We start from the raw sequence: 15368 nt of genomic DNA, 5'->3' as shown, positions 1-15368 counted from the left end.
AAGATGAAAAACAACGCGAAATTATACAGAATCTTAAGGCCTGCTCTGGCGGGATTATTTCTGGCATATTATAATCCTACAATCGTTAACAGTGAGGTGATTCCACGTAAAGGAGCATGTGTTATCGCAGGTAATCACAAGCATGCGATGGATCCGATACTTGTCGACAGTTCCACTAAGAGAGTGGTATACACCCTTGCCAAAAAAGAGCTTCATGACGGTCCCTTCGGATGGTTTTTCAGAGCTATCGGAGCAATACCGGTTGATCTTCACGCAGCCCGTAATAAGGAGGCTCTTGCCAGCGCAGTAGAGCATTTAAAGGCGGGCTGTCTTATTAATTTATCTCCGGAAGCAAAGAGAAATTACACAGAGGAGATTCTTTTACCCTTTAAGCCCGGAGCCGTGGTCATGGCTAAGAGAGCCGGGTGCAGGATAATTCCTTATTCTATAACAGGAGATTACAGATTTAGAAGTAAAAACCTTAAGATTACCTTTGGTGAGCCGATAGACGTATCGAACCTTGAGGTCCCCGAGGCCAATGATCTTCTTTTTTCAACAGTAAAGGAACTATTATTAAATGCAAAATAAAGTTAAAACTCCATGGTATGGATTTTATGACGGAGTAAGGCCCCATTTGGACTATCCGGACTGCTCCGTATACAAGTTTATAGAAGACAGTGCATCTAACCATCCTGACTGTATCGCCTACAATTACTATGGCAAAAAAGGCAGCTACAGGCAGTTTCTTCAGCAGATAGAGCGCTGTGCAAGGGCGCTTAAGGCTCTTGGGATAAAAGAGAAGGATGTGGTCAGCATATGTATGCCCAATACCCCGGAGGCGGTCATCAGCTTCTATGCTATAAACAAGATTGGCGCAGTGGCGAATATGATACATCCGTTGTCTGCGGAACCGGAGATCAAATATTACCTCAGTGTGTCAAAGAGCCGCCTTGCAATAACAATAGATATCGCATATAACAAGATAAAACATGTATTGCAGGATACTCCGGTGGAAAAGGTTATCGTGGTATCCGCCGCGGATTCTATGCCCTTGTATATGAAACCTCTGTATCAGCTTACCAAGGGAAGGAAGATTAAGCTGGAGAGCGACGATGCACATACTACCGGCAGCAGGCTTTCCTTCAGAGAATTTCTAGGGCTCGCAGGCAGTTATCAGGGAAATACTACCGTAGAGACAGGCGGAGACGACGTTGTAGCGATTCTATACAGCGGAGGAACCACCGGATATCCCAAGGGAATAGAACTTACCAATCTTAATTTCAATGCGCTTGCAATGCAGGGAATAGAGGCCTGCGCCTGTCTTAAGGAGAAAGACAGGATATTGTCCATAATGCCCGTTTTTCACGGCTTTGGACTTGGAATATGTATCCACACTGCGCTGTATAAAGGAATGACGGCAATACTTCTGCCTACTTTCAGCGCAGGAACTTTCCATAAGCTCCTTATTAACTATCGGCCCAATGTTATAGCAGGCGTTCCGACGCTCTATGAAGCGCTTCTTAAGAACAAGAAGCTTGAGGGAAAGGATCTGTCTTTTCTTCGCTGCGTAATATCAGGCGGAGATTCCCTGTCGGTTAGTCTTAAAAGTAAGATAGATGCTTTTCTCAAGGAACACGGCGCCGATACTCAGGTCAGAGAAGGATACGGCCTTACGGAATGTGTCACAGGAAGCTGCCTGACCCCGCTTGGATACTACAGGGAGGGAAGCATAGGAATCCCCTATCCCGATACCTATTACAAGATCTGTAAACCTGATTCCACACAGGAACTTCCTTATGGAGAGGAAGGTGAGATCGTTCTCGCAGGCCCCACAGTTATGAAGGGCTACCTTAACGATCCCGAGGAGACCGGGAAAGTACTTAAACTTCACGAGGACGGCCTTGTATGGCTGCACACGGGAGACCTTGGATATATGGACGAGGACGGCTTCATTTATTTCAAGCAAAGGCTTAAGAGAGTAATTGTAAGCTCCGGCTACAGTATATATCCTCAGTATATTGAGAACGTGATCGATTCCTATCCTGATGTACTTATGTCCTGCGTTATAGGGATCGACCATCCCTACAAGATTCAGGTGGCTAAGGCCTTCATTGTACTTAAAAACGGTGTAAGGCCAAGTGATGAGATTCTTGCAGCCATCAAAGCGCACTGCGAAAAGAATCTGGCCGTATATTCCCTGCCCTATGAATATGAATTCAGGGAGGAACTGCCCAAAACACTGGTGGGCAAGGTGGCCTTCAATGAGCTGGTCAAGGAGGAACAGTTGAAGAATGGAAAGAAGGAGTCTTAAGTTTTTACTTATCCATCCTGAAATATCCCGCACCAGATACAATTTTGTCGGAGTTATTGAAAACGAATGTCTGGAGCTTGAATATATCAGTGCCGTATTAAAAGAAAAAGGGCACGAAGTCTATATTTATGACGGACAGGTGGAGACCGCTACGGTTCCTATGGCCCTTAATAAATACGACCCGGACGTGGTCTATGTATGTGGCAGAACAAGGCAGGAGAACTTCATGCTGGAGTATTGCAGAGATGCCAAAGGCCACAGTGCCGATACGCTTACGATAATCGGCGGACTCCACGCACAGCTGTGCTACGAGAGGATGTACAGGGATTATGTTGACTATATCCTTACAACCTTCAATGTATACAAGATTCTGGAAATAATCGACATCGCTTTTTTCGGAAAAGAGCTGCTTAGAACCAAGATGGACGGGATATGCTACCGGGATGGTTCAAAGTGGAGGAGCAATCCATCAACGGCCTTTGATATCAACGATCTGCCGTTGCCGGACAGGACGTACTTTTATGAGCATCCGAATAATTACAGATACCTGGAGCTGGAGCACGCTGCTTGGGTCAGAACCGCCTATTCCTGCCCATATCGCTGTGAATTCTGCGTCCGCAACAGAATGAATGCAGGTGTTTACGTACAGCGTGACATAGAGAGAGTTGTTTATGAGATTGCGCAGATTAAGTCAGACAATATCTACATCGTGGATGATGACTTCCTCGTTGACGAGAAGAGAGTTAAAAGATTCATCGAGCTTCTGAAACGCAGGAATATCCGAAAAAACTATATCTGCTACGGCAGAGCCGATTTTATCGCGACTCACGAACAGTTGATGAAGGAGTTTAAAGAGGTAGGTCTGTACTACGTGCTGGTGGGGCTGGAATCCTTTGACGACAATCATCTAAACAGCTATGAGAAGCATTCCTCTGCATTTAATAACATTAAAAGTGTCGGAATCTGCAACAGGCTTGGAATTAATCTCATGGGACTCTTTATAGTTGATCTGGACTACACCAAGCGGGATTTCATGCGGCTCTTCAAATGGATAGTTAGGAAAAAACTAAAGCATGTGGCTATTTCCATATATACTCCGGAGATGGGGCTTGAGAATTTTGCCAGATACAAGGATAGGATGATAACCGACAATCCGTCCCATTTTGATTATCTGCATCTGGTGGCAAGACCTACGCATTTGTCGGTAAAAAGATATTATTTCTATTATTATATTCTGCTGATAAGCCTCTTTCTTCGAGCCAAGAGAGAGGGAGTATATGACTTCATAGACTACGGCGATTACATCAGATCTTTTATTGCAAATATGTTTAAGAAAAGGAAGAACGACGATGAGTAATTCTACGGATAGTAAGAAAGCGGTCAAAAAGATTGTGCCAAGTAAGCTTGAGAACGCTTCTTACCCGATTATTTACAGGGTTTTCGGAAGGTTGATCCCTGAAACTATGACTCCCAATCAGATGACGCTTCTGGGGGCAATTGGAGGGCTGTTCGGAATAGTTTGTGCGTTCCTTGCCCGTGTGAACCTGATGTTTCTTATAGGAACCGTTGTGGGACTTATCTGGCATATTATCTGCGACGACCTGGACGGATATATTGCAAGGAAGCGAAATATGGCATCGGAGGCTGGAGCTTTTTTTGACCTTCTGACGGATATACTTCATATCACATATCTGCTGATAGGGCTGGCTTTTGCGAAAGTTGCGAGCTTTGAAGTGATGATATTCATGGTGCCTGTGTATGCGCTCATGATGTTTACTGCCATGAATTATATAAGGTATCTTAATGAGTTTCTGTTTCCGAGACTTGGGCCCATTGAGACGCATCTGTTTTTTGCGGCGGTGTGCATAATTACTATGATTGTGGGAACAGATCCTGTGGTTACTGTACAGGGACATGGATTTACCGTAGGAGATATCATTATTCTGATCGGGGCAGTTCCCATGTACTATGAGATGATAAGGCTTCAGATTCAGTTATTTATAAGGTTGAGTAAAAAGAGATGAAGAGTAATGAGAATTATGTCTACGTTGTTCTGGTGAAGGCCCACACAGGGCTTGGAAGCATTGCCAGAGCCGTGACGGGATATGAATATACACATATAGCTGTGTGTCTTGAGGAGCCTTTCAGTGACTTTATAACCTTCTCGAGACGCAGGCACTATGCGCCCTTTGATTGTGGTTTCATGCATGAGAACCTTGAATGTTATGCATATGGCAAACACAACAGAGTTAAATTAAAGGTGTTCAAGGTGCCTACAGATGATGCGGGACTTGTGCGGATCAAGAGCTATATTGCAGATATCGAAGCGGATTCCGAATATATTTTTAACCTGTATTCAATGGCAACGATGCCGATTCTTCATGGCTTTAAGATATACAAGGCGCTTAATTGTATGTCCTTTGTGGCAAAGATTATAGAAATGACAGGAGCTGTGAAGCTGTCAAGGAAGTATTACCGCTACAGTATCAAGGATATGGACCGGCTACTTGCCGGGTATCTGTATAAAGAGGAATTCTTTTACAAAAAAAGCGCGCAGGATGGCGGGTATATGAAAAGAGTTTCGCCACTTATCAATGCGGGATTGTTTTTCAGGATAAATTCGAAGCTTATATACAGAATGATTTTCAGGCGGTTCTGCGATTAAGTTCTTTTTCTGTATTCTCTGGGAGAGCAGCCGTATTTTTTGGCAAAAACCTTGTAGAAATATGCGCTGTTCTCGTATCCGATTTTTTCAATGATATTTTCTGTGGTCAGTGTTGTGTTTTCCAGGTAGTAGGCGGCTTGCTGGAGCTTTCTTTGCTGAAGGAGCTGCTTGAAGTTACAGCCGGTGTGACTCCTTAAAAGGCGGCTTAAATAGGCGGTGGTGTAGCCGGTCTGCGTTGCAAGTTCCTCAAGGGTTCCGCAGGCGAAGTTGTGGTCAATGTACTCAAGGGCAGTTATGGTGATATTCTGACCCTTGGAGCGCATGTCCTTAAGAGTGTCTGCGGACAGTGCCGCCAGATTCATTAGAAGCAGGTCCATGGTGGAATGTACGATCTGATTCATGTCATTTGGATGATTTATCAGAGTCCATATGAGGTTTTCCATAAGATTCTCAACAGCGATTACTCCTGCAGCGTGATACAGGAGGTAGTCGCTGTATCTTTTTTTCTCTGAGAGGGAGGCGATGATAAAGCCCCTTAGGATGTTTTCCTTGTCGTAGGAGACGCTTCCCCGGGAAAAGAATTCCGGAAGAATAATGAAGTTAAGGGCAAGGTCGTTCCTTTTGCAGGGCAGGATCTCATGTCTTGCGTGGCGGTTCATAAGGAGGATATCGCCTTTTCTTAAGGTAATGGTGTCGCCGCCGACGATCCTTGTGGTAAGGCTCCCTTTCAGCATAACTACCATTTCTATGTAGTTGTGGCGGTGTTCGGGAAAGTGGGCGAACCTGGTGTGAGGGCGGATCGCAATGAGTTTACCCTGCTCCAGGAGCTTGGCGGAGTCCACCACGAACTCATCTTCGGAGGTGTAGAGCTCCTTTGAAATGGAGGCGTTCTCCTTGACGATCTTTTCTTCCTCTTCGGTAATTTTGTACAGATGATCCAGAATTTCTTTTCTCATTTTTATCCCTTGAATTAATGTCAAATAAGGTTCCATTTTGGCACTTATATGGTTCTAGAAAACAGTGCCCGTGCATAATATTATAGCATCATAAACATGAATTGTATCGGGGTACGTATATGAACAGATATTTTTTGGCAATCGACATTGGGGCATCCAGTGGTCGGCATATGCTGGGCTGGATGGAAGATGGCAAAATGAAGCTCAAGGAGATGCACCGCTTCGAGAACAGGCAGGTCATGAAGAATGGGCATCTGTGCTGGGATCTGGAGAACCTCTGGACCGGCGTTGTAGAAGGCCTCAAGGCCTGCAAAAATGAGGATATGATTCCCGAGACCATTGGAATCGACACCTGGGCAGTGGATTTCGTTTTACTTGATGATAAGGATGAGATCATAGGAGATGCTGTCGCTTACAGAGATGAGCGAACCAAGGGGATGGATAGCGAAGTTTTTTCCATTATTCCCGAAAAAGAACTGTATGCAAAATGCGGAATTCAGAAGCAGCCCTTTAACACCATATATCAGCTGATGGCGGCTAAGAAGGATATACCGGAGGCGCTTCAGGCGGCGAAGACTTTTTTGATGCTGCCGGATTACCTGAATTTCAGGCTGACGGGAGTTAAGAAGCAGGAGTATACCAATGCCACCAGTACGAACCTGGTAAATGCTAAGACCAAGGCATGGGATATGGAACTGATCGATAGACTTGGACTTCCCGCAGGGCTCTTCGGAGAGCTGTCTCAGCCCGGGACCGTTGTTGGAGAGTTGTGCGAAGCTATTGTGAAAGAAGTTGGCTTCACATCTAAGGTTATCCTTCCCGCAACCCACGACACCGGATCAGCGTTCCTTGCTGTTCCCGCAAGAGATGAGACCAGCGTATACTTATCCAGCGGAACCTGGAGTCTTCTGGGAGTGGAGAATAGGGAACCTATTACCACAGAGGCTGCAAGAAAAGAGAATCTCACCAACGAGGGCGGAGCCTTCGGTACCTACAGATTCCTTAAGAATATTATGGGGCTTTGGATCATTCAGTCCGTAAGGCGCGAGCTTAACGGTACCGAATATGTTGAAGGCAGAAAGAGTAAATATGCTACAGGCATAACTTACAGCTTCCCGGATCTCATTGCAGAGGCGAGGGCTGCAGAAGGCTTTGAGACTGTACTTGATGTCAATGATGAGTCTTTTTTATCACCTGTAAGTATGATAGATGCCATCAAGCACTACTGCGCAGATCATGATAAGGCAGTTCCGGAGACTGTTGGAGAGATCATGCAGTGTGTATATAAGGGATTGTCGCAGTGCTATGCAGATACAGTGAAGCAGATCTCCGAGATCACGGGTAAAGAGATAACCGGCATTAATATTATCGGAGGCGGATGCCAGGACGGATACCTCAACGAGCTGACAGCTAAGGCTACGGGACTTCCTGTATATGCCGGCCCCATTGAAGGTACAGCGATCGGCAATCTGGTGATTCAGATGATAAATGCAGGGCTATTTAGTGACCTGGCACAGGCAAGAGATTGCATATTTAAGAGCTTTAGTATCGAAGAGTTCTGAATAATATAGTTAATGGAGGGAGTTATAAAACATGAGCTACGAACAGGCAAAAGAGAAATACGCAGCACTTGGAATCGACACAGAAAAAGCGATAGAAAAGCTAAAAAACGCTGAAATAGCGCTTCACTGCTGGCAGGGAGACGACGTAAGAGGTTTTGATACGGACCCAAGTAAGCCCCTTACAGGCGGAATTCAGACTACAGGAAATTACCCGGGAAGAGCAAGAACTCCGGAGGAACTCATGGCAGATATCGATGAGGTATTAAAGCTCATCCCCGGAAGAGCCAAGATGAACCTTCACGCCAGCTATGCTATTTTTGACGATGAGAACGGTGGCTGGGTGGACAGAGATAAGCTTGAGCCCAAGCACTTCAAGAAATGGGTGGATTTCTGCAAGGAAAGAAACCTTGGCTGCGACTTTAATCCCACATTTTTCTCACATCCCAAATGTGACCCTCTGACACTGGCTTCGCCCAATGAGGAGACAAGAAAGTTCTGGATCGAGCATGGTAAGGCATGCATTAGGATATCCAATTACCTCGCTGAGGAGCTGGGTGAGCCCTGCATTATGAACATCTGGACCGGCGATGGCTTCAAGGATGTTCCGGCAGACAGAAAGGGACCCAGAGACAGATACAAGGATTCCATCGAGCAGATTCTGTCTGAGCCCTTTGATTTTAACAAGGTTAAGCCCTGCGTAGAGTCCAAGGTATTCGGCATCGGCGTGGAGTCCTATACTGTGGGAAGTGCGGAGTTTACACTGACTTTTGCGGCAACTCATTCGGATAAATGCATTCCTCTTATGGACAATGGTCATTATCATCCAACAGAGGTTGTAAGTGACAAAATTCCTGCACTTTTGTCCTTCTTCCCCAATATCGCACTTCATATCACAAGACCTGTGCGCTGGGATTCAGACCACGTAGTTCTTTTCGACGATGAGACCAAAGAGATCGCAAAAGAGATCGTTCGCTGCGGCGGACTTGATGGCAAGGTATTTATGGCACTGGACTATTTCGACGCTTCGATTAACAGAATCGGCGCATGGGCTACAGGCTTTAGAAATACACAGAAGGCTCTTCTTAATGCTCTTTTGACCCCCAATGAGGAATTTAAGAGCTTGCAGGATAACAGCAACTTCACCAAGCTTCTTGTGATGCAGGAAGAGATGAAGACAATGCCTTTTGGTGATGTCTGGAATGAGTATTGCAGACGCTGCGGCGCCCCTGAGGACGGCAAGTGGTTCGAAGAGGTTGAGCGCTACGAGAAGGAAGTTCTGTCAAAGCGCGTGTGAGGCGGATTTTGATAAGCACGAGTTTGATAAAACAGCTATAATACATAATTAATTACTTATACACAGGAGATTTATCATGAAGGTTTTAGAAGCAGAATTTACACAGGGCTTTATCAGAATGGCTAACGATGGCTGGGAGCAGGGCTGGCACGAGAGAAACGGCGGCAATCTCTCCTATAGAATGAAGGCTGAGGAGGTTGAGCTGGTAAAAGAAGAATTCAAGGAGGGAGAGTGGCAGGATATCGGAACCACAGTTCCCGGTCTTGCGGGAGAATTTTTCCTTGTAACAGGTTCAGGCAAGTTTTTTAGAAACGTGATCATCAAGCCGGAGGACAGCATGTGTATAGTAGAGCTGGATGATAAGGGCGAGAAATACCGAATTGTCTGGGGCCTTATTAATGGCGGAAGACCTACTTCCGAGCTTCCCTCACATCTTATGAACCATGAGGTTAAAAAGAGGCTTACAGATGGAAGATACAGGGTTATCTATCATGCACACACCACCAACACAATAGCTCTTACTTTTGTGCTTCCTCTTACTGATGAGGCTTTCACAAGAGAGCTGTGGGAGATGGCTACAGAGTGTCCCGTAGTGTTCCCCGATGGAATCGGTGTCGTGCCCTGGATGGTTCCCGGAGGAAGAGAGATTGCAGTGGAGACCAGTAAGCTCATGGAGAAATATGATGTTGCCATCTGGGCTCACCACGGAATGTTCGCAGCAGGAGAGGATTTTGACCTCACCTTCGGACTTATGCACACTGTTGAGAAGTCCGCAGAGATACTGGTGAAGACTCTTTCCATGACAGGAGCCAAGAGACAGACCATCACTCCCGATGATTTCAGACATCTGGCTAAGGATTTCAAGGTTACTCTTCCTGAGAAGTTCCTTTTTGAGAAATGATGGGTTGAAAAGTAATATATTCCTGTCTTTGACAGTTTTAATACCAACTAAAGACGCCAAAAGCCTTAATACATCAGGCTCTTGGCGTTATTTTTGTGATTCTTGATATATAGTAATATTACCTTTGCTTGCTTTGTTTTTCTATAGTTCTCATATCAGCTTTAGTAATGAATTCGTAATCGGTTCTAAAACCGCATACTTTATGAAGGGCATCAGTAAGTTTATCACGAATGTAAGTTGGCATGTATCCCTGTCCTTTAATGTCTGCAAATTTCATTGATTTCAATTTATCCAAGATTTCTTTGTAGTACAACTCATCAGAATCAGTACTTTCAATTTCTGCAGCAGAAACCTTTTTATTATCCGCAAGCCTTTTAAAACCATCTTTACTCAGTGCGAGTTTTTTGTTTTCTGCATCAAGTTTTTTTATTGACTGGGTGACGATAAACGCTCGTTCTCCTAGGTGGTTAAATTTGCGATTATCGGTTGAACCAAGGCCGGCATCGCTACAGTAAATAAACTTATCATGACCGAACTGCTGAAGGATTTTGATTCTAAGGGCTTTAATGATTTTTGCTCATTCTGATTCCCGCCAAGAATTGAAAATGCAAGAGGAATACCGTCTCCATCAATGAAAAGTCCCATCTGAACGATTGGGTTAGGCCGCTGTTCCTTGCTTTTGCCATACTTTTTATTACCATCTTCTTGCTCAATTTCGAAATAGAAGTTAGAGCAGTCGTAGTAAAGTATTCGATCATTTCTTTTACCAAAATAGTTGCTGTTCTTAAAAACTTCAGACTGGATAAAATCCGATTCTTCTGCACTATTCTTGATATGATTTAGGTGTCAAACTCCCGTGCAATAAAAAACAGACGAATTTAGATTCAAAAAAGCGTTTATTTACGCAAGTTTAACAAAAGTTTAATTATGAATAAATTTATTATTTTTATATATAAATGTAAAATATATTTGTGTATGAATCTACGTACAATAATGTTTATTAATACATTTATAAATGGAGGGTAAAAATGGGAACAGCTTCAACTATTGGAAATAATGGAAAAAACAATTCGAGTGTAAAAAAAAGTATTGGAAAAACATTATTGATGTGTTTACTGCCTGTGATTATCATTGGAGTAGTTGCAATTATTCTTATTCTATCATTCAATGCTAAAGCTACAATTGAAGATGTATCTCTTATGGATCTTCAGGCTGAAACACAGACTAATGCTTACAATATAGGAACCGGATTCAGAATGCTGTTGGCAAAATTTGGTCAATATTGTGATACCATGGAACAGGTTCCTTTTGAAGATGAGGAAGCAATTCTAAAATATATTGAGCCCTCTACAAATTACACAATCATTAACAATTCAGGAATTTACATTGGTTATGAGGATGATACTTATGTTTTTGCCAATCATACCATACAGGCTCCTGACTGGAAGCCTACACAAAGAGATTGGTATAAACTTGCACAAGGACATGAGACATTTATTGAATCTGACCCTTATGTTGATTCATCTACCGGGCAGCTTTGTGTCTCTTTTGTAAGACAGAACAGTTTTTATAATGGAATGGAAGGAGTTTGTGCTGTTGACGTTTTCCTTGGTGATATTCAGAATGAAGCATCAAAATATACTCCCATGAAAACAGGTAATTCTATTATACTTGCCGGGGATTACATTATCAGCTATGTTAATCCGGATTTAAATGGTAAAAAAATATCTGAATCAGGAAATGCTTTTCTATCTAGCGTTAAAGCATATATTGATTCCGGTAGTACTGGAGTTACAAAAATAAAAAATCCGTTAAGCGGACTTGAATATTATGTTTGCTACTATAATATTCAGGGTACAAGTTGGAATATGGTTTCTTCTGTTCCTGTAAATGATGTTTTGGCATCATCCAACAGATTTATGATTATTGCAATGATTGCAATGATTGCATTGATTTTCATAATCACAGTTATTATTTTGATCACAATAAGCAGAGTTATTTCTAAGCCTGTTAATAGTCTTTCTAATAGTATACTTAAGATTTCATCAGGGGATTTTACTACGCAGATGCCTCAAGATAAAGGTGATGAAATTGGTCTTATCAGCAAAGAAATGGAAAATTATGTTCAAGTAATGAATGATACAATTTCTAATATACAGGAGAGAGCGGAACAACTACAATTTGACTCAAACTCTTCAAAGGATGCTTCAAGTAAGATGACTGTAGGAGCTAATGAGCAGTCTAAATCGATGGAACAAATCCAGACAACAATGGATGATATTTCAAATGCAGTAGGAGAACTTGCTAATAATGCAACTATGCTTGCACAGTCAGTTGCAGAATTAACCGATAATGGAAATAAGACAAATGAGATAATGCTAAGTCTTGTAGATCAGGCTGAAGTTGGACAGAATGATATGAGCAATGTTCAGAAGAATATGGAAGTAATAACATCTTCCATGAGTGATATGAATGATGTGGTTTCTACAGTAGGAGATTCTGCAGATAAGATTACTGAAATAGTAGGGATGATTGATTCTATTTCTGAACAGACAAACCTTCTGTCACTTAATGCAAGTATTGAAGCTGCAAGAGCCGGAGAAGCCGGAAAAGGCTTTGCTGTTGTTGCTGATGAAATCGGTAAACTTGCTCAAAACAGCCAGGAAGCTGCTAAAGAAATCAGCGATATTATCGCAGAGATCACAAATCTTATTAAAGATCTTGCCGAGAAATCTCAGGCAAATATGGAGGCTATTACCAATAGTAGCGGAGCAGTTTCAAAAGCTGGAGATAGCTTTAGTAAGATCAATCAGGAGCTCAATAGTACAGCAGACACAATGCGCAACATGATTGGAATGATGGCAAATGTAAATGACATAGCATCAAGTGTTGCTGCTATATCCGAGCAACAGTCAGCTAGTTCTGAAGAAATAACAGCTACTGTAGCCAATTTGGCAGTAAGTGCTCAGGAGATTGCTGATGAATCAAAGGGTGTTGAGAATGTTGCAAATTCTGTATCTGATTCAGCTACATCCATCAATGAGCTGCTAAGCAGATTTACCATACGATAAGAAATGCAAAATTAATCGTGATTTAATAGTAATTTCACTGATAAAATCCTGCCTTTGACAGTTTTAATACCAACTAAAGACGCCAAAAGCCTTAATACATCAGGCTCTTGGCGTTATTTTTGTGATTCTATGGGTCATGGCCTTTTTCAGTGCAAAAATATGCGTAATAAGTGTATTTCTTCTCGAAAGTTGCATTTGTCCTATGCTATAGTAGTAACGTATGACCTACTACAAAGGGGGTAAGATCAATGCTTAATATAGAACATTTAACCAAACGATATGGGGACAAGCTGGCGGTGGATGATCTGTCTCTTCAGATCATGCCGGGCGAGATCTACGGATTCATTGGCCACAACGGCGCAGGCAAGACCACGACCTTAAAGAGCGTGGTGGGAATACTGCAGTTTGACCAGGGTAAAATAACCATAGACGGGAAATCCACCATGGATTCGCCTCTTGAGTGCAAGAAGAATCTGGCTTATATTCCCGATAACCCGGATCTGTACGACTTCATGAGCGGTATCAGGTATCTGAATTTCATAGCAGATGTCTTTGAGATTCCTGTTTCTGAAAGGAATGAGAGAATTCGCAAATATGCAGATATTTTTGAGCTGACAGATGATCTGGCGCTTCCTATTTCTGCATATTCTCACGGAATGAAGCAGAAACTTGCCATAATCTCAGCCTGGATGCACTCACCGAAGCTTATCATAATGGATGAACCCTTCGTGGGACTTGATCCCAAGGCCGCACATCTTTTGAAGGAAATGATGAGAGAGCATTGCGACAGGGGAGGAGCCATTTTCTTCTCGACTCATGTACTGGAAGTGGCGGAGAAACTCTGTGACAAGGTTGCCATCATCAAACAGGGAAAGCTTATTAAGTCCGGAACAATGGAAGAAGTTAAGGGAGACGCAAGTCTTGAAGATGTATTCCTTGAACTGGAGGAGGTGCCTGAATGCTGAGGATCCTTGTAAAAAAACAGCTTGAAGAAGTTTTTAGAGGATATTTCTATAATTCAAAGAAGAACTGCATGCGCCCCAAATGGCAGATTGCGCTATATTTCGTGTTCTATGCGCTGATAATGGTGGGACTTTTGGGAGGCATGTTCACGGGGCTTTCTTTTTCACTGTGTGGACCCTTTACTGTTGCGGGATATGGCTGGCTGTATTTCGTTATGATGGGGGGAATTGCCGCTGCCATTGGAATATTTGCCTCGGTGTTTAACTGCTACTCGGGGTTGTACCTTGGCAAGGACAACGACCTTCTTTTTTCCCTGCCGATCCCGCTTCGGACCATCATTGCTTCAAGACTTATCAATGTCTATATTCTTGGAGCCATGTATTCCGCCACAGTTATGATCCCGACTTCGGTAATATATTGGATAACCGCAGGAATCAGCGCAATCAGCGTTATATGCCATCTGCTGTGGTATATCATGATCACTGTTTTTGTGTTGATGCTGTCCTGTATTTTCGGATGGATCGTTGCAAAGCTCAGTCAGAAGATCAAGAACAAGGGACTTATCAGTGCTGCTGCGACGCTGCTGTTTATTGGTCTTTACTATTATTGTTATTTCAAGGCAGGGGACCTTATTCAGCAGGTCATTACCCATGTGGATTCTTACGCAGATAAGATAAAAGGTGCTGCATATATCCTATATCTGTTCGGAAGAGTAGGGGAGAGCGATATCATTGCAACCCTGATAATGTCTGCGATAACCGCAGTGGTCTTTACTCTGGTGTGGAGACTTATGAGCAGGAGCTTTCTGAAGATAGCCACAGCAGAAGGAAAGACTGCGAAGATTAAGTACAGGGAAAAAAGATATACCCAAAAGACAGTATTCGGCGCTCTCGTATCCAAGGAACTTGCCAAGTTTACCTCCAGCTCCGGATATATGCTCAACTGCGGCATGGGAATACTACTGATTCCCGTCGGAGGGATTGCCCTTTTATTTAAGGGGAAAATGCTGGCAGAGGTTATAGGAAATATGTTCGCTGATAAGCCTGGAGTACTGCCGATAATGATCTGCGGAGCACTGTGTACCCTGGCTGCAATGAATGATATCGCAACGCCTTCGGTTTCACTTGAGGGCAAGAGCCTGTGGATACCGCAGTCACTACCTGTTCATGCCGGAAAGGTCCTTCGCGCCAAGGCCTGTGTTCAGATAATTCTGACCGGGATTCCGATGTTAGTTGCCTGTATCTGCGCTCTTTTTGTTGTGGATGCGTCTGTACCGGTGAAGATACTTATGGTGATAGTTCCCTTGATCCAGGTCGTCTTTTCATCACTTTTTGACCTGATCCTGGGACTTAAGATGCCCCTTCTTAACTGGACCAACGAGCTTGCGCCCATCAAACAGAGCGGAGCCATTGTGGCATCCATGTTCGGCGGCTGGATCTTTACCATGATCATGATGGTGGCATATATTCTGGTGGGGTATAAGCTGGGGGCCTTCACCTACCTGATCATCTGCGGCGTGATCTACGCACTTGCGGCACTTATCATGCTCAGATGGCTGGATACAAAGGGGGCAAAGGAATTCGAAGCACTGTGATTACATGACAATATAAATGCCCCGCAGTCCAGCAAATAGCTGAGCTGTGGG

At 43.5% G+C, this 15368-nt stretch carries 13 protein-coding genes and 1 pseudogene; 11 read left to right on the top strand and 3 right to left on the bottom strand.

Translation table 11 applies throughout. From position 1 onward, the window contains the following. The first annotated feature begins 3 nt into the window (after positions 1 to 3). Genes G588_RS20155 through G588_RS0112495 form a run of 5 tightly spaced genes read left to right on the top strand, consistent with a single transcriptional unit; the run spans position 4 to position 4976 of the window. A complete protein-coding gene (locus G588_RS20155) occupies positions 4 to 588 on the top strand; it encodes a lysophospholipid acyltransferase family protein (RefSeq protein WP_022779080.1) in 585 nt (194 codons plus the stop codon). Further along, a complete protein-coding gene (locus G588_RS0112510; protein ID WP_022779079.1) occupies positions 578 to 2311 on the top strand; it encodes an AMP-binding protein in 1734 nt (577 codons plus the stop codon). The genes G588_RS20155 and G588_RS0112510 overlap by 11 nt, the downstream gene beginning before the upstream one ends. Continuing rightward, complete coding sequence (locus G588_RS0112505) at positions 2292 to 3668, top strand: B12-binding domain-containing radical SAM protein (RefSeq protein ID WP_022779078.1); 1377 nt, start codon at positions 2292 to 2294, stop codon at positions 3666 to 3668. The genes G588_RS0112510 and G588_RS0112505 overlap by 20 nt, the downstream gene beginning before the upstream one ends. Beyond that, positions 3661 to 4335: a CDP-alcohol phosphatidyltransferase family protein gene (locus tag G588_RS0112500; protein WP_022779077.1), complete on the top strand. Its 675-nt coding sequence runs from the start codon at positions 3661 to 3663 to the stop codon at positions 4333 to 4335. Before G588_RS0112505 ends, G588_RS0112500 begins: the two co-directional genes overlap by 8 nt. Then, positions 4332 to 4976, top strand: a complete 645-nt coding sequence (locus G588_RS0112495) for a hypothetical protein (protein ID WP_022779076.1) — start codon at positions 4332 to 4334, stop codon at positions 4974 to 4976. Before G588_RS0112500 ends, G588_RS0112495 begins: the two co-directional genes overlap by 4 nt. Here the strand turns inward: G588_RS0112495 and G588_RS0112490 are convergent. After that, a complete protein-coding gene (locus G588_RS0112490) occupies positions 4973 to 5932 on the bottom strand; it encodes an AraC family transcriptional regulator (protein ID WP_022779075.1) in 960 nt (319 codons plus the stop codon). The two genes, G588_RS0112495 and G588_RS0112490, sit on opposite strands and share 4 nt — an antisense overlap. Positions 5933 to 6051: 119 nt before the next feature. On the opposite strand from G588_RS0112490, the gene rhaB reads away from it, so the two are divergent. The 3 genes from rhaB (at position 6052) to rhaD (ending at position 9689) form a co-directional block, all read left to right on the top strand. Continuing rightward, on the top strand, positions 6052 to 7494 hold the full coding sequence (gene rhaB, locus G588_RS0112485; protein WP_022779074.1) for a rhamnulokinase: 1443 nt from the start codon (positions 6052 to 6054) through the stop codon (positions 7492 to 7494). A gap of 31 nt (positions 7495 to 7525) precedes the next feature. Next, positions 7526 to 8788 (top strand): L-rhamnose isomerase, encoded by a 1263-nt coding sequence (locus G588_RS0112480; protein WP_022779073.1) that lies wholly within the window; start codon positions 7526 to 7528, stop codon positions 8786 to 8788. Between the two features lie 76 nt (positions 8789 to 8864). Further along, complete coding sequence (gene rhaD, locus G588_RS0112475; RefSeq protein WP_022779072.1) at positions 8865 to 9689, top strand: rhamnulose-1-phosphate aldolase; 825 nt, start codon at positions 8865 to 8867, stop codon at positions 9687 to 9689. A 118-nt stretch (positions 9690 to 9807) separates the two neighbouring features. Here the strand turns inward: rhaD and G588_RS23520 are convergent, their stop codons facing one another. Continuing rightward, positions 9808 to 10002, bottom strand: a complete 195-nt coding sequence (locus G588_RS23520; protein ID WP_330361420.1) for a hypothetical protein — start codon at positions 10000 to 10002, stop codon at positions 9808 to 9810. Continuing rightward, positions 9988 to 10508: pseudogene (locus G588_RS23445) on the bottom strand (IS1634 family transposase); the annotation flags it as partial. The pseudogene G588_RS23445 and the gene G588_RS23520, both read right to left, overlap by 15 nt. 209 nt (positions 10509 to 10717) lie before the next feature. Between G588_RS23445 and G588_RS0112465 the strand changes: the two are divergent. From G588_RS0112465 to G588_RS0112455, 3 genes are all read left to right on the top strand, one after another. Continuing rightward, positions 10718 to 12760, top strand: coding sequence for a methyl-accepting chemotaxis protein (locus tag G588_RS0112465; RefSeq protein WP_022779070.1), 2043 nt, complete (start codon positions 10718 to 10720; stop codon positions 12758 to 12760). Positions 12761 to 13008: 248 nt separating this feature from the next. After that, entirely contained in the window at positions 13009 to 13725 is a 717-nt protein-coding gene (locus G588_RS0112460; protein ID WP_022779069.1) for an ABC transporter ATP-binding protein, read from the top strand. Further along, the gene (locus tag G588_RS0112455; protein WP_022779068.1) at positions 13719 to 15317 is read left to right on the top strand and encodes a hypothetical protein; all 1599 of its coding nucleotides are present in this window, start codon (positions 13719 to 13721) and stop codon (positions 15315 to 15317) included. Before G588_RS0112460 ends, G588_RS0112455 begins: the two co-directional genes overlap by 7 nt. Positions 15318 to 15368 lie beyond the last annotated feature (51 nt).

Source organism: Butyrivibrio sp. AE3009 (assembly GCF_000420845.1).
GTDB lineage: Bacteria > Bacillota > Clostridia > Lachnospirales > Lachnospiraceae > Butyrivibrio.
The sequence above is the reverse complement of the archived record's forward strand: the minus strand, read 5'-3'. Positions and strand labels throughout refer to the sequence as shown.